The 15,617-nt window shown below is 74.8% G+C and carries 18 protein-coding genes; 12 read left to right on the top strand and 6 right to left on the bottom strand.

The window, feature by feature from the left end; translation table 11 throughout:
* The first annotated feature begins 164 nt into the window (after positions 1 to 164).
* The 3 genes from FHX31_RS20445 (at position 165) to FHX31_RS20455 (ending at position 2,229) form a co-directional block, all read left to right on the top strand.
* Positions 165 to 1,022, top strand: a complete 858-nt coding sequence (locus FHX31_RS20445) for an alpha/beta hydrolase family protein (RefSeq protein WP_013474715.1) — start codon at positions 165 to 167, stop codon at positions 1,020 to 1,022.
* Positions 1,023 to 1,103: 81 nt separating this feature from the next.
* On the top strand, positions 1,104 to 1,733 hold the full coding sequence (locus FHX31_RS20450; RefSeq protein ID WP_013285242.1) for a hypothetical protein: 630 nt from the start codon (positions 1,104 to 1,106) through the stop codon (positions 1,731 to 1,733).
* 112 nt (positions 1,734 to 1,845) lie between these two features.
* A complete protein-coding gene (locus FHX31_RS20455; RefSeq protein WP_184977019.1) occupies positions 1,846 to 2,229 on the top strand; it encodes a hypothetical protein in 384 nt (127 codons plus the stop codon).
* A gap of 4 nt (positions 2,230 to 2,233) precedes the next feature.
* On the opposite strand, the gene FHX31_RS20460 is transcribed toward FHX31_RS20455, so the two are convergent.
* Positions 2,234 to 2,443 carry a hypothetical protein gene (locus FHX31_RS20460; RefSeq protein WP_013285240.1) on the bottom strand — a complete coding sequence of 70 codons (210 nt, stop codon included), beginning with the start codon at positions 2,441 to 2,443 and terminating at the stop codon, positions 2,234 to 2,236.
* A gap of 36 nt (positions 2,444 to 2,479) precedes the next feature.
* A complete protein-coding gene (locus FHX31_RS20465; protein WP_013285239.1) occupies positions 2,480 to 3,370 on the bottom strand; it encodes a DUF72 domain-containing protein in 891 nt (296 codons plus the stop codon).
* 143 nt (positions 3,371 to 3,513) lie between these two features.
* On the opposite strand from FHX31_RS20465, the gene FHX31_RS20470 reads away from it, so the two are divergent.
* A complete protein-coding gene (locus FHX31_RS20470) occupies positions 3,514 to 4,200 on the top strand; it encodes a hypothetical protein (RefSeq protein WP_013474712.1) in 687 nt (228 codons plus the stop codon).
* Between the two features lie 24 nt (positions 4,201 to 4,224).
* Positions 4,225 to 4,962, top strand: coding sequence for a Pr6Pr family membrane protein (locus FHX31_RS20475; RefSeq protein ID WP_184977020.1), 738 nt, complete (start codon positions 4,225 to 4,227; stop codon positions 4,960 to 4,962).
* Between the two features lie 36 nt (positions 4,963 to 4,998).
* On the opposite strand, the gene FHX31_RS20480 is transcribed toward FHX31_RS20475, so the two are convergent.
* Positions 4,999 to 7,077, bottom strand: coding sequence for an amylo-alpha-1,6-glucosidase (locus FHX31_RS20480; protein WP_091329110.1), 2,079 nt, complete (start codon positions 7,075 to 7,077; stop codon positions 4,999 to 5,001).
* Positions 7,074 to 7,451, bottom strand: coding sequence for an SCP2 sterol-binding domain-containing protein (locus FHX31_RS20485; RefSeq protein ID WP_091329111.1), 378 nt, complete (start codon positions 7,449 to 7,451; stop codon positions 7,074 to 7,076). The genes FHX31_RS20480 and FHX31_RS20485 overlap by 4 nt, the downstream gene beginning before the upstream one ends.
* Before the next feature lie 133 nt (positions 7,452 to 7,584).
* Between FHX31_RS20485 and FHX31_RS20490 the strand changes: the two genes are divergently transcribed.
* On the top strand, positions 7,585 to 8,562 hold the full coding sequence (locus FHX31_RS20490; protein WP_091329113.1) for a glycoside hydrolase family 88 protein: 978 nt from the start codon (positions 7,585 to 7,587) through the stop codon (positions 8,560 to 8,562).
* Here FHX31_RS20490 and FHX31_RS20495 read toward each other — a convergent pair.
* Complete coding sequence (locus FHX31_RS20495) at positions 8,549 to 9,055, bottom strand: mycothiol transferase (protein WP_030274816.1); 507 nt, start codon at positions 9,053 to 9,055, stop codon at positions 8,549 to 8,551. The two genes, FHX31_RS20490 and FHX31_RS20495, sit on opposite strands and share 14 nt — an antisense overlap.
* Before the next feature lie 99 nt (positions 9,056 to 9,154).
* On the opposite strand from FHX31_RS20495, the gene FHX31_RS20500 reads away from it, so the two are divergent.
* Positions 9,155 to 9,670: a 2'-5' RNA ligase family protein gene (locus FHX31_RS20500; protein WP_184977021.1), complete on the top strand. Its 516-nt coding sequence runs from the start codon at positions 9,155 to 9,157 to the stop codon at positions 9,668 to 9,670.
* Between the two features lie 256 nt (positions 9,671 to 9,926).
* On the opposite strand, the gene FHX31_RS20505 is transcribed toward FHX31_RS20500, so the two are convergent.
* Complete coding sequence (locus tag FHX31_RS20505; protein WP_262420996.1) at positions 9,927 to 10,388, bottom strand: GNAT family N-acetyltransferase; 462 nt, start codon at positions 10,386 to 10,388, stop codon at positions 9,927 to 9,929.
* A gap of 175 nt (positions 10,389 to 10,563) precedes the next feature.
* On the opposite strand from FHX31_RS20505, the gene FHX31_RS20510 reads away from it, so the two are divergent.
* The 5 genes from FHX31_RS20510 (at position 10,564) to FHX31_RS20530 (ending at position 15,588) form a co-directional block, all read left to right on the top strand.
* The gene (locus FHX31_RS20510; RefSeq protein WP_047893813.1) at positions 10,564 to 11,673 is read left to right on the top strand and encodes a hypothetical protein; all 1,110 of its coding nucleotides are present in this window, start codon (positions 10,564 to 10,566) and stop codon (positions 11,671 to 11,673) included.
* A 23-nt stretch (positions 11,674 to 11,696) separates the two neighbouring features.
* On the top strand, positions 11,697 to 12,524 hold the full coding sequence (locus FHX31_RS20515; RefSeq protein ID WP_184977022.1) for an MEDS domain-containing protein: 828 nt from the start codon (positions 11,697 to 11,699) through the stop codon (positions 12,522 to 12,524).
* Complete coding sequence (locus tag FHX31_RS20520; RefSeq protein WP_184977023.1) at positions 12,521 to 13,483, top strand: anti-sigma factor RsbA family regulatory protein; 963 nt, start codon at positions 12,521 to 12,523, stop codon at positions 13,481 to 13,483. The genes FHX31_RS20515 and FHX31_RS20520 overlap by 4 nt, the downstream gene beginning before the upstream one ends.
* A 136-nt stretch (positions 13,484 to 13,619) precedes the next feature.
* Positions 13,620 to 15,089, top strand: coding sequence for a hypothetical protein (locus FHX31_RS20525; RefSeq protein WP_184977024.1), 1,470 nt, complete (start codon positions 13,620 to 13,622; stop codon positions 15,087 to 15,089).
* Positions 15,090 to 15,213: 124 nt separating this feature from the next.
* On the top strand, positions 15,214 to 15,588 hold the full coding sequence (locus FHX31_RS20530) for an SH3 domain-containing protein (protein ID WP_013285226.1): 375 nt from the start codon (positions 15,214 to 15,216) through the stop codon (positions 15,586 to 15,588).
* The last annotated feature ends 29 nt before the right edge of the window (positions 15,589 to 15,617 follow it).

Below are 15,617 nucleotides of genomic sequence, written 5' to 3' on the forward strand. Positions count from 1 at the left end.
GGCGCCCGTCCAGCGCCCGGAGCCTCCACGGCGGAGGCGACGGGCCCGCGGAGAAGTCGGCGATCTCCTGGGTGGGGGCGGAACCCGAGGGCAGGGGCGCGGGGCGAACGGGTCCGGCCACCCCTTGCTACCCACCGGTAGGTTCGGGCCGTACCCTGATCCGGGTGAGCGGGGACTACACCCAGGAGTTCGTGGACGTCGACGGCGCGCGCATCGGCGTGCAGGTCTACCCGGAGCCGGCCGGTCCGCCCGGCGCGCCGGTGGTGCTGATCTGGCCGGCCATGGGCGTACGCGCCCGCTACTACCGGCCGTTCGCCGCTGCGCTGCGCGACGCCGGGCTCGCGGTGATCGTGGCCGACCTGCGCGGCACCGGCGAGAGCACCCCTGCGCCGTCGCGCGCCTGCCGCTACGGCTACCAGGAGATGGCCACCGACGTCGGCGCCGTGCTCGACGCGCTCAAGCCCCGGCTGGACGGCCGTACCCGGCTGCTGCTCGGGCACTCCCTCGGCGGTCAGGTGGCGGTGCTGCACCAGGCGCTGCACGACGACGACCGGGTGGACGGGCTGGCCCTGGTGGCGGTGGGGCTGCCGTGGTGGCGGCGGTACCCGGGCCTGCGCGGGTGGGGCGTGCTGCCGTACACCCAGGCGATCGCGGCCACGGCCCGGCTGCTCGGCGTCTGGCCGGGCTGGGGCTTCGGCGGCCGGCAGGCCGCCGGCGTCATCCGGGACTGGGCGCACACGGCCCGCACCGGCCGCTTCCCCGCACTGGACGGGGTGGACACGGAGGCCGCCGTGCGGCGGATCCGCACACCTGTGCTGGCGGTGAGCGTCGACGACGACCAGTACACGCCGCACGAGACGCTCGACCACCTCTGCGAGAAGCTGACCGCGGCGCCGGTGACGCGGCACCGCTACACGGTCGCCGAGGCGGGCGCGCCGCTCGACCACTTCACCTGGGTACGCGCGGCGGCGCCCCTGGCCGACCGGATCGCCGCGTTCGCCGGCACGCTCCCCCGCCGCTGAGCCCTCCTCCCCGCCACGCCGGGCGTGAGTCGCCCGATCGTGGGTATGCCGCACCGCCCGAACACGGCGGAGGGGGATCTGATGTCAGAACGGCACACCACGCTGCGCTCGATGCACGACCTGGGCCTGGCGGCCTGGTTCGGCGGTTCCCTGATGGGGGCGCTCGGCGTCAACGGCGCGGCGGCACGGATCAACGACACGACCGAGCGGCTGCCGGTGGCCTCGGCCGGGTGGGCGCGGTGGACACCGGTCAACGCGGCGGCGATCGGCGCGCACCTGGCCGGCGCGGTCGGTGAACTGGTCACCGAGAGCCCGCGGATGGCCCGCCAGGCGGGCGTGGGGAAGATGAGCGCGGTGAAGACCGCGCTGACAGTCGGCGCGCTGGCGGTGACCGGCTACAGCCGGCTGGTCGGCATGCGGCTGGAGAAGGCCGGCGGCCCGCCGGTCGAGGGGACCACCGAACCCAACCACCACACCCCGGCGAACGTCGCGGCCAGCCAGCGGCAGATGAAGCTGCTCCAGTGGGCGGTCCCGGCGCTGACCGGCGCGCTCGTCGTGGTGTCGGCGTACATGGGCGAGCAGCAGAAACCGGGCCAGGTGTTCCGGGGCATGCTCGACCGCGCGGGCGGGCTGATGTCCGCGCCGAAGAACATCGGCAAGGTGGCCGCCGTGGGCGCGGCCGGACGTCATCTGGTCGGGGCGGCCCGTTGACCACCGCGCGGCCGGCGACCCACATCGGGGTGGGTCACCGGCCGCGCGGTGCCCCGGGACCAGACCGTCCGTCGACGGGCGGCACGGACATCAGCAGCCAGGCGAGGTGACCATGACCAGCAGGGACCGGCCGGGTACGGGTGACGGGCGCGGACCGGAGTCGGCCGCGCCGTGGGGCACCACCGACGGCTTCGACGCCGACCCGCCGTGGGGCGCCGGTGACAGCGACCCGATGGACGAGGGCAGCGAGGAGACCGCCGTACCCGAGGGGCGGCTCGGCGAGCGCCGGGCGGCCGGCGCCGGGCCGGGCGGACCGGAGGCGGGCCGGCACGGGTTCGGATCCGTCGAGCCGACCCGGACGCCCGAGGCCGGGCCGGGCGCGCCGCCGGATCCGGCGCCGTCGGGACGGACGTTCCCGGACGACAGGGCGGACGGCGACCTCGGCGACAACGCGCTGGAGGAGGCGACCGGGATGCGCCCGGAGACGCGTCCCTAGGCCGTCAGGAGCCGGTGCCGTCCTCGCCCGGACCACCCGGCGCCGACGGCTCGTTGTCCGGCACCGGTGACTCGGCCACCGGGTGCCCGGTGTCGTCGACCAGGCCCGGCGCCATGCTGCCGCCGTGCGCCTCCTCTGCCTCCCGGGTCGCTCGCGGGTCTCGCTCGTCCTCGCCGCGCCGCTTCTCCACCGATCCCCCTTCGCTGTCGTCCATGCCCCCGGCGGTACCCGGACGACGGCTGAGGAAACGTCAGGCGCGCGCGGCGGCGGGCGCGACGCCGAGCAGGCCGGCCAGGCGGGCGGCGTCGCGCTGGGCCTGGTCGCCGCAGCAGTTGTTCATCAGCACGTGCAGTTCGGCGCACTGGTCGGCCAGTTCGCGCAGCAGCACCGACCAGTGCCGCAGCTCCCGCTCGCCGTAGGCGTAGCGGAACCGCTCCTGCTTGTCGCCGCTCTCCCAGGCGGTGCTGTGCCCGTGGAACCTGATCACGGCCAGGTCGGTGGTGGCGACCAGGATCGGCGGCACCGAGGAGACGTGCCCCTGCGGCATGTCCACACAGGCGTACCCGAGGTCGTGTTCACGCAGGAACGTGACGGTGTCGGCCATCGCGTCCCCGTCGAACCAGGACGAGTGCCGCAGCTCGACGGTGACCGGCCAGGGGCGGCAGCGCCGCGCGGCGTCCAGGATCCGCCGCCGGGCCGCCTCGCCGCGGGCCAGCCACGGCGGGAACTGCAACAGCACGGCACCGAGCCGGTCGGCCGCCGCGAGCGGCGCCAGCGCCGCGTGGAACCGGTCCCACAACTCGTCGTACGCCCCGGCGGGCAGGTCACGCCAGCGGATCCGGTTCGGGCCGCCGGCCGGACGCAGGTCGCGGGGCAGCGCGTCGACCGGCGTGTGGTGGCCGGTGAACAGCCGGAACGCCTTGACGTCGAAGGTGAAACCGTCCGGGGTGGCGGCCGCCCAGCCCGCCGTCGTCTCCGGCGCCGGCACGGCGTAGTACGACGTGTCCACCTCGACCAGTCCGAACCGCTCGGCGTACCAGCCGAGCCGGCCGGCGGGGGTGTTGACCCCGCGCGGATACCAGCCGGAGCGGACCAGCATCTGGTCGGCCCAGGAGGACGTGCCCACCTTGATGACACCCATGTAATTCAGTTCACCGCGAGTGCGGGACATCGGCAACCGGAGATGCCCCGGGGCCGTGACCGGCGCCGGGTGACCGACCTCACCGGCTCCTCGGCGCGCCGGAGTGTGACGCCCGGCCGGGTGGCGGCGCTGAGGGTGACGAGATGGACGCATCCGGCCTGGACCAGGAAACCGTCGAGCGGCTGCTCGTCGGCCGCTCCGGCGACAAGCCGACCGCTCCGCCGGGACTGGCCGCCGTGCTGGACGCGGTCCGCGCCGCGCCCGGCACGGGCGAGCTCGACGGCGAGGCGGCAGCGGTAGCGGCGTTCCGGGCCGCCCGGTGGATGCGCCGTCGCCGCAGTGCCCGGTTCGGCGTACGGGTGGCAGTGGCCGCACTGGCCGCGTCCCTGACCGGCGGCGTCGCGCTCGCCGCGACCGGGAACCTGCCGCGCGCCGCACGTCCGGCAGCGCCGCCGGTCGTCACCGCGCCCCCTGCGCCGTCGGCCCGGCCGAGCCCGCCGGCCGGCTCACCGGCGCCCCGGACACCACACCCGTCCTCGCCGCCCGGCCTGTGCGTCGCGTACCGGGCCGTCGCCGAGCCGGAGCGGGGACGGGCCCTGGCCACACCCGCCTTCAGCGGCCTCGTCGCCGCCGCCGGGGGTCACGACCGCGTGCCGGACTACTGCGCCGGGCTGCTGGGCGACGATCCGCCGGGAAAGGCCGGCGGGCGAGGCGGCGGCAGGTCCGCGCACCCGGTCCACCCGTCCGGCGGGCCGCCGGGCGTGGACGACCTCCCGCCCGGGCACGTCGGCCGGCCGTCCGGCACCCCGCCCGGGCGGCGTCCCGGCTGACGACCGGCTGGTAACTTGCCCCCCGTGACCCCCCGGCGTCGCCTACCGGCGATCCTCCTCCGCCTCGCAGTGGTGCTCGCCGTGCTGGCCGGCATCGTCCTCACCGCGCTCGGCCCGGCCACGGTGACCGGCCTGCTGCCGTACTTCACCATCCAGAGCAACGTGGCGGTCGGCGTCCTCGCCGGGTACGCCGCCTGGTGCGCGCTGCGCGACCGGCCGGAGCCACCGAGCGTCCTCAAGGGGGCTGTGACCCTCTACATCACCATCACCGGCACGGTCTACCACCTGGTGCTGGCCAACCCGGCCAGCCCGTTCGCGATGGCCCAGCCGGACCGGCAACCGGGCGAGTGGTGGGGCAACCAGTTCCTGCACACTGTGGTGCCGCTGCTGGCGGTCGCCGACTGGGCGCTGTTCGACAGGCGCGGCCGGCTGCGCCCCCGGTACGCCGCCTGGTGGCTGGTGTTCCCGCTCGGATACCTCGGGTTCGCGCTGGTACGCGGCCTGATCGTGGACAGGTACCCGTACCCGTTCATCGACGCGGACGAGCTGGGCTACGACGGGGTGGCGGTCAGCGCGGTCGGGTTCGCCGCGGTGTTCTGGCTGCTGGGCCTGCTGTTCGTGGGCGTGGACCGGCTGCTCGCCCGGGCCGGGCGTGCCGATGCGGCGGAGGAGCCACCCGCGGCCGGGCCGGTGGAGCCGACGACGGCAGCCGAGCCGGGCGCCTCGACGGCAGCCCAGCGGGAGACCACCGGCTCGGCCTGAGCGGCGGCCGGTCAGGCGGCCGGTCAGGCGGCCCGGTCAGGCGGCCCGGTGGGCCGGCCGGCCCGCGCGCATCCGCCGGCCCGAGCCGCGTTCCCGGCCGTACGAGTCGGCTCTTCCCCACCGGCCCGGCACGTCGAGCAGCTCGATCCGCCCGAACCCGCTCGGGACGGCCGGGTTCACCAGCAGGTTCTCCCCGCACGGACGCAACCCCAGCATCGTCGCCAGCAGCATCAGCAGCCCACCGGAGGCCCACGACTGCGGTCGCCCGGCCTCCGGCAACTGGACCGGGTACTTGGTCAGCGCGCGGGGGTAGCCGGCGATCGCCTCCGGGACCGATCCGCCGAGCGTCTCCGCCATCGCGAACACGCCCGCGGCGATGTCGGCCGCCTCCTCGTCGAAGCCGTACCGCCGCAGGCCCGCCGCGACGATCGCGTTGTCCCAGGGCCAGACCGCGCCGAGGTGCGGGCCGACCGGGTTGTACGGCATCTGCCCCTGCGCGTAGGTGCGCACGCCCCAGCCGGAGAACAGGTCCGGCCCGCGCAGGTGCCCGGCCAGCGCGTCGGCCCGGTCCGGCTCCACGATGCCGCTCCACAGCAGGTGCCCCAGGTGCGAGGTGAGCGCGTCGACCGGCTCGCCGTCCGGGGTGAGCGCCAGCGCGTAGTAGCCCCGCTGCGGCAGCCAGAAGTCATTGTTGAACCGCTCCCGCAGACGCGCCGCGTCGGCCTCCAGGCGCTCGGCGTAGCCCGGGTCGTCCCAGAACTCCCGGGCCAGGCGGGCGCCCCGGATCCGCGCGTCGTACGCGTACCCCTGGAGCTCGCACGTGGCGCGCGGGTACGGCGGCTCCACCCCGTCCCGGTCGACGATCGCCGCAGGTGTGTTCCGCCAGGTCTGGTTGGCCACCCCGTTCACCGTGTTGCGTGGCCGGTAGCGCAGGTAGCCGTCGCCGCACTGGTCGCCGTACCGGGTCAGCCAGTCCAGCGCCATCCGGGCCGGGTGCCGCAACTCGTTGACCAGGTCGGTGTCACCGGTCCAGCGCTCGTACTCGTCGAGCAGGATCACGAACAGCGGCGTGGTGTCTGCCGCCCCGTAGTAGATCGCGGTGGGGTGCTCCTCGAACGCGGCCGCCTCGCCGTATCGCAACTCAGCGACGATCTTGCCGGGCTCCTCGTCGTGGTAGTCGTCGAGCCGGCCGCCCTGCACCATCGCCAGCATGTGCAGCGTGCCCGGGGTCAGCTCGGGCGTGAACGGCAGCGTCTGGAGGCAGGTCATCAGCGCGTCCCGCCCGTACAGCGCCATCGCCCAGGGCATCCCGCCGACCGGCACCCGGTCGGTGTAGGCCAGCGGCATGTACCGCAGGGCGGCCAGGTCGGTCAGGGCCTGCCGGTACACGGCGGTCAGCGCGGACCGGTCGGAGACCAGTTGCGGCGCCCGGTCGAACCACCGTTCGAGGCCGTCCCGCATGTCCTGGCGGACGTGCTGCCTGTGGGACTCGATGTCGGCCCGCAGGTCCCGCCCGCCCGCGCCTTGGATGATCATGGCGACGTGCAGGTCGACGTGCCACTCGCCCTGCGGCTCGACACGGATCCGGAAGGTCATCCCGCGCGCGTCCACCTCGCCCGGGACGGTGCTGGAGACGCACGTCTCCCGGGCGAACCGCCCGCGCTCGTACCGGATCCGCAGCCGCTGCTGCTCCGGTTCGGGGATGACCGTCGGGTGACGCGGGCCGGGACGCAGGATCTCGGAGGTGTCGGCGAAGTCGCCGGCCATCTCCATCCGCACCGTGTACTCGGCGGGTTCGGCCGAGTGGTTCAGCACCGTGAGGCTCTCGTGGTATGCCTCGTCGATCGAGCGGTGCCGGATCACCGAGACGTCGGCGTCCACGTAGTGGCTGGCCGCGCCCGGCACCAGCACGAAACGGGTCTCGAAGTAGGTCAGGTCGTCGCGGGACAGCGCGTGCAGCCGCTCGCCGTCGATCGTGAGCACCCAGTGGGACAGGAACCGGGTGTCGAAGGAGAACAGGCCGATCGGGGCGCACGGGTCGCGTTCCATGTCCCCCTGCGCGTCGCTCAACGCGAACGCGTTGCCCGCGAGGACGTGGACCAGTTCCTCCCTCATCGGGCCGCCGCCCGCTCACCGGCCACGTCGCGGGGATCCCGGGCGTCCGGCGGGCCGGGGAAGATCCGGCGCAGCGTCATCAGCAGCTTCAGCTCGCCGCGCGCGGCGAGGTCGTTGCGCAGCAGCGCGGCGGCCGGGTGCAGGCGCCCCGCCGCCATCCGGTCGAACACCTCCCGGTTCGCGCCGACCACCAGGTCCGCCTCCTCGGCCAGGCGGTCCACCCGGACGTCCTGCCGGTCGATGGTCAGGTACCAGTGCTCGGTGCAGCCCTCGACGCGCAGATCCAGACGGATGGTGCCAGAGGTGGTCTCGGGCAGCTCCGGGTGCCGGCCGGCGGTCCCCCGGGTCAGATGTTCCACGGCCGAGACGCTCATCGGGCCTCCTCGTCGGTGGTCGCGGGCGCCCGCCTGCCGGCGCCGCTCGTCCCGCAGCGTCCCCGCGTCGCGGGTGAGGCGAACTCACCCGGTCCGGGTGAGGCGCGGCGGAGCGGCGGGTATCCCTGGGCCCATGCCGACAACCGGGGACGCCACCGCCGACCGGGTACTGCTCGCGCTGCTGACCATGCAGCGTGAGTCCTGGGAGCAGGGGATCCTCGGTCAGGCACTGCTCGACCTGGGCCTGGACGAGGCCGCGGTGCTGGTCGCCGACGCCGCGGTGACCCGGCAGCGGCCAGACGGGCGGCTCGGAGAGCCGGCCGGCTCGGTGGGCGCGGTGAACGGCGCCGCGTGCGGTGAGGTGGTCCGGCACGCCTCGCGCCGCACCGGCGACCGGCGGTACGGCGTGGCGCTGGACGCCCAGCTCGACTGGCTGACCCGCCGGGCACCGAGGGCCGCCGACGGCACGCTGTTCCACCTGCTCGACGGCCGCCAGGTCTGGGCGGACACGATCTACATGGTGGTACCGCTGCTGGCGCTCACCGGCCGGACCGAGGCGGCCGCCGCCCAGGTCGCGGGGCACCGGCGACGGCTGTACGACGCGCGCACCGGCCTGTACGCCGCCCGCTGGGACGAGGACCGGGGCGAACCGGACCGGCCCGGCCCCTGGGGCACCGGCAACGGCTGGGTGGTCGCCGGAATCGCCCGCGCGCTGCGGCTCGCGCCGGACTGGCCGGGTGACCTCCGCGCCGAGCTGGCCGGGCACGCCGAGGAGGTGCTGACCGCCTGCCTCGCGTACCGCGGCGCGGACGGCCTCTTCCCCGACGTGCTGGACGAGCCGGACGCGTTCCGCGAGGCCAACACCGCCCAGCTGCTCGGGTACGCGGCCCTCACCGGAGTGGCCGACGGGTGGCTGGCCCGGTCGTGGTTCGAGGCGGGCGCGGACCTGCTCGCGGCCGCCGCCCGGCGGATCGACGCGTACGGCCGGGTGACGGGCGTCAGCGGGGCGCCGGACTTCGAGCGCCCCGGCACCTCACCCGAGGCGCAGGCGTGTCACCTGCTCGGGCACGCCGCGCTGCGCCGAGCCGGTGCGTCGCTCAGCGCAGGATGAGCCCCCGCACGTACGCGGCCTGACCGGCGTGCTGGAAGTCGTCGTCGAGCACGCTCACCAGCCGCACCCCGAGCGTCACAGGCGGATCCCAGTTCTCGTCCACCACCCGGTCCAGGTCGGCCGCGCTCAGCCCGCGCAGGTACGCCAGGCTCCGGTCCACCACCGCCCGGTGGTAGTCCAGCAGCACGCCGCCGTTCTCGGGGCGTACCGCGGCGATCTGCTCCGGGCCGTGCCCGAAGCCGGTGTCGGCGGGGTCCGGCGGCAGGCCGCACCGCCCCGCCCAGTCGCCGGTGGCCCAGAGCTGCGGCTCCCCCATCACGTCGGCGACATGGTCGTCCTGGATCCGCGTCAGGTGCCAGACCAGCCAGCCGACCGGGTTCGCCCCGTCGGCCGGCGCCTGCCGCAGCTGGGCCGCGTCGAGCCCGTCGAGCGCCCCGGCGACCAGATCCGGCAACCGCCCGTACGCCTCGGTCAGCACGTCCGTCACGTCCACGCGCGCCTCACTCCCCTGTCCTGTCGTGCGTACCCTCGGGCAGTACCGCCCAGCGTGCCCGGCAAACCTCGGCGCGGGCCCCGCCTCTAGGGTGATCGTGTGGTCGCGGCGCTGGAGCTGTATCTGGACACCGACGCCACCCGGCGGCTCCGGGTGCTGTGGGACCTGCTGGAGTCCGACGGGGTGCCGAGCATGCGTTCCCTGCTGGCGCAGCGGCACCGCCCGCACGTCTCGCTGGCTGTCGCGCCCCGCCTGGACCCGCAGCGCGTCGCCGAGGCGCTCGCCGGAACCGTGGTGGCCGCGCCGCTGCGGCTGGAGTTCCAGCACGCCGGGCAGTTCCTCGGGCGGGTGCTCTGGCTCGGGCCGGCGCCGACGCCCGAGCTGCTGGCGCACCACGCCGCGGTGCACGAACGGCTGGCGCGGGCCGGCGTCGAGGTGGTCGAGCACTACCGGCCGGGCCGCTGGGTGCCGCACTGCGCGCTGTCCATGCGGGTGCCGAACCCGCTGATGGGCGCGGCGGTGCGCCGCTGCCTGGAGGTGCTGCCGCTGACCGCGACGGTGGTCGGCGCGGCGGTGGCCGACCACGCCCGCGACATCTCCCACCCCCTGCCCTAGGTCCTCCCCCACCAAGATCCACCCCACCTCGGGGAGGTGGCCGCATCAGACCCCCTCCGATAGCCCCACCTCGCCGAACCGGTGTCGATCCATCCACAGCCGTGATCCACACCACCTCCCCGAAGTGGTGCCATCCCGCTCCATGATCAACACCAGGTCGGGGAAGTGGTGGCATCAGACCATCGCCGATGCAGCCACCTCCCCGACCTGGTGTCGATCATGGTCGGGCGGTGAGCTGGCGCCAAGGGAAGGGGGGTCACTGCCGAGGGGCGAGGTCGAGGAGGAAGGTCGGGTAGTCCGGCTGCGGGCACCTGTCGCCCCGGTGGCCGAGCCGCTCGTAGAACGGCGCCGCCCGCTCGTGGTGGGCCTGCCACTCCAGGTGCCGCGCCCGCCCGGCGGCCCACCGGCGGACCGCGTCGAACAACGACCTGCCCACCCCGTCGCGGCGGCGGTCCGCCCGGACGTACAGGTCGTGCAGGCGTACGGTGCGGTGCGCGTCACCGGAACGCAGGTGCGGCCCGTGGTCCTGGGCGGCGGCGTACCCGGCCAGCCCGCCCGCGTCGGTGGCGCCGAGCAGCGCCCAGCAGGGGTCGGCCAGCAGCGCGGCGAACCGCAGCCGGTGGGCCTCCGGCGGGTCGTCGCCCACGCCCATGTCCCGCAGCATCGGCCACAGGTGCGGCCAGTCCGGCACGCGCAGGTCCCGCACGATGATCGGCATCGGTCCAGGATGCGGGCGGGACAGCGCGGCGGCGACCGGGTTTCGCGCCATCTGCGGCCACCCTGACGATCGGGGCCGAACCGACGCAAGCTGGTAAAAGCGCAGGTCAGAGCCATTCTGGCCACCCGAAGACGTGCGGCCGGAGCGGCAGCGAAGCACGTCGAAGGAGAGCCTCATGGCCGCACCCGTCGTCCGTTCCGTCACCGCCGACCAGACCGTCCTGCTGCCCGGGCAGTCGACCACCGTCCGGGTCGACGCCTATCACCCCGACTCGCGCCTGCTGACGCTCGCCGGCCGGGTCAGCGACCCCACCGGCGTCACCTGGGACAGCCCGGTCCGGGTGGACCTGAGCGTCCCGCTGACCATCCAGCTCGCCGGCGCCTCGCCGGGGGTGACCGTCACACCGAGCGGCGCCGAACCGGGCCGCTTCACAGTCACCGTGCTGGCCGGCCGGGGCACGGTGACGCTGACCGCGACGGCGCGTGACGGCGCCGGCCGCACCGGCACGGGCACCACCACGCTGACCGTGCCGCTGCTGGTCGGGATGAGCGCCGAGAAGGGCGCCCGGACGCAGCGCGCGGTGGCCGACTATCCGGGCATCCGCTACATGCGCGACTTCGGCACGGACGGCCCGGACGCGGACGCGCTGCCGGAACTGCCCCCGCTGAACGCCGGCAAGTTCGCCGACGCGCCCTCGGCCGTCATGCACGTCAGCTGGAAGGACGACGTCGAGCAGCTGGCCGGCTGGCTCGACGGCGTGAACCGCCCGATCTATCTGACCTGGTACCACGAGCCGATGGGCGACGTGGCCCCGGCCACGTATCGGGCGACGGCGAGCCGGGTGACGCAGATCCTGGCGGCGCACCGCAACCGGCGGTGGGTGCTCGGGCACGGCCCGATCGTGACCCGCTACTGGCTGGACGAGGGGCGTGGCAACCCGGCCGACTGGGGTTACCCGGGCATGACCCACTACGGCGTGGACTGCTACTCCCGGGACACCGCCGCGTACTGGCCCGCCTCCCGGATGTTCGGCGTGGCCTTCGGCAAGGTACGCGCCGCGTACCCGGGCATCCGGCTGCTGGTGCCCGAGTACGGGCTGAGCCGTACCGCCGCGGACACCACCGGCGCGGGCCGGGCACGGACGATCCGCGAGCACGTCACGTGGCTGCGGCAGCAGACCGACGTCGACGCGATCGCGTACTGGAACAACTGGGCCGAGTTCGAGCTGGGCGACCCGCCGCCCGAGGCCACGGCCTGGCGCGATCTCCAGGTGGGCGGGGCATAGACTGGGTCCATGAGGCGGAGTCGGTGACCAGCGGGGGCGTGACGTACCCGGGCTACACCCATGGCTGCCTCGCCTACGACGACCCGGCCACGCTGCGCGCGCTGGCGGTCGAGCAGGTAAGCGCCGGTCTCGCCGCCGGTGAGCAGGTATGGGTGGTCTGTCCGGAGGATCGCGCCACAGTCACCGGCTGGCTGGCCTCGGTCCCCGGGGTCGACGCCGCGCGCCGGCGGGACGCGCTACGGCTGGTTCCCGTCGGCGAGGCGTACCGGCACGACGAGATCGTCGACCCCGACCGGCAGGTCCGGGCGTACGTGCGGGCCACCACCGAGGCGCTGACCGCCGGGCACACCGGCCTGCGGGTGCTGGCCGAGGCGACGGGCCTGGTCCGCACTCCCGCCCAGCGGGACGCGTTCGCCCGCTACGAGCACCGGATCGACCACTGGATGCGGCACCGTCCGATGTCGGCGGTCTGTGCCTACGACCGCCGGCAGCTGGACGACGCGGCGATCGCCGAGCTGGCCTGCCTGCACTCGGTGACGAACGCGGACGTGCTGTTCCGGCTGCACGCCGGCGACGGCGACTCGGTGGTGGCGCTGGCCGGCGAGCTGGACCCGTCCAACCACCGGGACTTCGCCGCCGCGCTGGAGCGGGCCGACCCGCGGCCGGTGGCGGGCCGGGTCGTGTTCGACGCCGCCGAGCTGCGTTTCGTCGACCACCGCAGCCTGCTGCACCTGCGCGACCACGCCCGCCGGCACGACGCCGTCGCGGTGCTGCGCACCCCGAGCCGCGCCCCGGCCCGGCTCGTCGACCTGCTCGGCCTGTCGGAGGTACGGGTGGAGGTCGTCCGATGAGGAGCGGCGCGGCCTTCGGCCATGTGGGCTACTTCCACGAGGCGTTCGTCTACGACTCCGAGGAAGAGCTGCTGGCGGTGGCGCTGCCGTTCCTGCTGGACGGGATCGCGGCCGGCGAGCCGACGGCGGTGAACCTGGACGAGCGCAACGCCGAGCTGGTGCGCCGGGCGCTGCCCACCGGCGCCGAGGTCACGTTCCTGCCAGTCGGTGACGTCTACGCCCGTCCCAGCGTCGCGCTGCGTTCCTACCGGGAGCTGCTCGCGTCGTACGTGGCGGCGGGGGCGGCGCAGATCCGGATGGTCGGCGAGCTGCCGCCGGTGCTGCTCGGCGCGACCTGGGACTGGTGGGCGCGCTACGAGTCGGCGATCAACCACGCCTACGACGACTTCCCGCTGTGGGGCATCTGCGCCTACGACCGGCGGGGCACGCCCGCGCACGTGCTCGCCGACGTGGCGCGTACCCACCCGCTGGTGGCACGGACGGACGGCGGGCACGAGACGGCCGGTCTCTACACCGAGCCGACGAGTTACCTGACCGAGTTCCGTCCGGCACCGGCGGACCCGGTGCAGCGGACCGCGCCGCTGGTCGAGCTGGTCGACCCGACGCCGGCCCGCGCCCGCGCGGAGGTGCGCGCCGCCGACCGTGGCCTGCTGCCGCCCGACGGCCTGGACGGCCTGGTGATCGCGGTCAGCGAGGTGGTGAGCAATGCGCTGCGCCACGGTGAGCCGCCGGTGTGCCTGCGGTTGTGGCGCGCGCCGGACCGGATCGTGGTGACCGTCCACGATCGGGGGACCGGCCCGAAGGACCCGTTCGCCGGGCTGCTGCCGGCGGGCGACGGTTCCGACGGTGGTCTGGGCCTGTGGATCAGCCACCAGAGTTGCGACCACGTGACGTACCACAGGGACGCGACCGGCTTCACCATCCGCCTGACGGCGGGGAACCCGCACTTCCCGGTCTGACCGTGCCGCCGGTCGGCGGGCAGGAGGGCGGGGCGGGGCGAGCCTCGCGCGCGGACGCGGTACCGTAGCGCCTCATCGTGCCCTGCGGGGCGGTCATCCGCCGGCCTGGCGCTGGCGAACCGACGGAGGATGGCGAATGTCCAACGGTGCCGAGCCGTTCGCACCCCACGACGACCTGTCCGGGCGGCCCCGGTTCGATCCCGCGTTGCGCGGCTACGACAAACGTCAGGTGGACCGGTACGTCGAGCAGATCGACGCCGAGGTGAGCGCGCTGACCGCCGCGCGGGACCGGGCGTACGCGCAGGTGCGCGACCTGACCGCGCAGGTGCAGCGGGTGCAGGCCGAGGCGGTGGAGCTGCGCGACCGTCCGACGGCTGTGGACCGGGCGTCCTTCCGCGACCTCGGCCCGATGGTCGACCAGATCCTGGACCTGGCCGAGAAGCAGGCCGGCCAGATCACCGACGTGGCCACCCGGCGCGCGGAGGAGGTCCAGGGGCAGGCGGAGAAGCTGCTCGCCGCCGCGCAGGAGCAGGCCGCCCGGGAGCGGCGGGAGCTGGACGAGGAGCTGTCCGCCCGCCGGGCCGAGCAGGAGCGGGTGGACGAGGAGCGGCGGGCCGCCGCGCAGGCGGAGCTGACCGCGGTGCGGGAGCTGGCGGAGAAGCTGCGCGTCGAGGGTCAGGCCGCGCACGACCGGGCCCAGCAGGAGGCGAAGCGGATCACCGAGCAGAGCGTGCAGCAGGTCGAGCAGGCGCGCTCGGCGTCCGAGGCGCTGGTGAAGGCCGCGCGGACGCAGATCCAGCAGGAGGTCCAGGCCAACCGCAGCAAGGCCCAGCAGGATCTGGCCCAGTGGCAGGCCACGATGGCCAAGGAACTGGACGAGCGGCGGGCCGCCGCCGAGCAGGAGCTGGCCGACCGGGCCGCCGCCGCGGAGAAGGACATCGCCTCGCTGGTCGCCGAGGCGCAGCAGTACGCCACCGAGGTCCGCGAGCGGGCCGACGAGGAGACGGCGGCGCACCAGGAGCAGCTCGCCGGCGTGCAGCGGGAGATCCAGCAGCGGCAGGAGACGCTGACCGGGCTCAAGGCGGAGCTGGAGAGCGTCTCCCGGCAGCTGGAGGACACCCGCCGGGAGATCGCCACCATCGAGCGGACCGGCGCGGAGGTGGAGGAGCGGCTGGTCGGCGTACGCCGGGAGCTGGCCGCGGAGACCAAGCGGCTGGACGAGGCGCGGCGCGCCGCGGACCTGGCCGAGCAGCACGCCAAGGAGACCCGGGCCCGGGTGCAGCGGGAGGCCAAGCGGGTCGCCGATCTGGCCGCGGCGGCGGTCATGGCGGCCGCCGCGGGCGGCGGGGAGACAGCTGAGTACCCGCAGGTGGCGGCGCGCCCGCCGATCACCGTGCCGGCCGAGGTGACGCCCCGGGCGGTGGACGGGCGGACCGAGCCGGACGCGATCGAGCCGGACCGGTCGGAGCCGCCGGTCGTGGAGCCGTTCGTCGAGCGGCTGGACGGGCCGAGCTTCGACGCGTTCGCGGTCCGCACGCCGGCTCCGCGGGGTGTGCCCGAGGCGGAGACCACGGGTACGGACAACGGCGTACCGGCCACCGCCTGAGCGTTCGGCGCCGCCGGTCCGGGCCGGGCCGGCGGCGCCGCATCTTGCCCATCGACCTTGCTATATGCAAATATTTGGATCGATCTGCTGGTGCATCTCGATCTTTATTCGGGGGTTGACGGGTATGCGGAAGATTTCCTCCATCGGTGCCGCCGTCGTCCTGACCGTCGCCTCGGCGGGCGCCGTGGTGGCCGGTACGGCCGGACCGGCGAGCGCCGGGTGCAGCCACTCGCACTCCAACGTGGACGGCAAGTTCGGCCAGCTGTTCAACGCCACGAACGTCAACATCCGCACCGGCCCGCACACCACCTGCGCCTCCCTGGGCTACGGGCAGCTCAGTCACACGGTCGACTTCCACTGCTTCGCCAGCGGTGACCGGGTCACCGCGAACGGCAAGACCACCTACACGTGGACGTACCTGCGGGACGTCACCACAGGCGTCTCCGGCTGGGTCGCCGACGCGCTGCTGGACAACCTCGGCGGCAACGTCGCCTGCTGAGCGGGACCACCCGGCACGCCCACGCCGGG

It is taken from the genome of Micromonospora sp. CNZ286, from assembly GCF_014207755.1.

Bases quoted from the DNA above. Each gene is read 5' to 3' on its own strand.
- FHX31_RS20470 (WP_013474712.1), top strand. From the start codon at position 3,514: ATGGACGCATCCGGCCTGGACCAGGAAACCGTCGAGCGGCTGCTCGTC.
- FHX31_RS20460 (WP_013285240.1), bottom strand. From the start codon at position 2,443: ATGGACGACAGCGAAGGGGGATCGGTGGAGAAGCGGCGCGGCGAGGAC.
- FHX31_RS20485 (WP_091329111.1), bottom strand. From the start codon at position 7,451: ATGAGCGTCTCGGCCGTGGAACATCTGACCCGGGGGACCGCCGGCCGG.
- FHX31_RS20525 (WP_184977024.1), top strand. From the start codon at position 13,620: ATGTCCAACGGTGCCGAGCCGTTCGCACCCCACGACGACCTGTCCGGG.
- FHX31_RS20530 (WP_013285226.1), top strand. From the start codon at position 15,214: ATGCGGAAGATTTCCTCCATCGGTGCCGCCGTCGTCCTGACCGTCGCC.
- FHX31_RS20465 (WP_013285239.1), bottom strand. From the start codon at position 3,370: ATGGGTGTCATCAAGGTGGGCACGTCCTCCTGGGCCGACCAGATGCTG.
- FHX31_RS20510 (WP_047893813.1), top strand. From the start codon at position 10,564: ATGGCCGCACCCGTCGTCCGTTCCGTCACCGCCGACCAGACCGTCCTG.
- FHX31_RS20490 (WP_091329113.1), top strand. From the start codon at position 7,585: ATGCCGACAACCGGGGACGCCACCGCCGACCGGGTACTGCTCGCGCTG.
- FHX31_RS20520 (WP_184977023.1), top strand. From the start codon at position 12,521: ATGAGGAGCGGCGCGGCCTTCGGCCATGTGGGCTACTTCCACGAGGCG.
- FHX31_RS20505 (WP_262420996.1), bottom strand. From the start codon at position 10,388: ATGCCGATCATCGTGCGGGACCTGCGCGTGCCGGACTGGCCGCACCTG.
- FHX31_RS20455 (WP_184977019.1), top strand. From the start codon at position 1,846: ATGACCAGCAGGGACCGGCCGGGTACGGGTGACGGGCGCGGACCGGAG.
- FHX31_RS20450 (WP_013285242.1), top strand. From the start codon at position 1,104: ATGTCAGAACGGCACACCACGCTGCGCTCGATGCACGACCTGGGCCTG.
- FHX31_RS20480 (WP_091329110.1), bottom strand. From the start codon at position 7,077: ATGAGGGAGGAACTGGTCCACGTCCTCGCGGGCAACGCGTTCGCGTTG.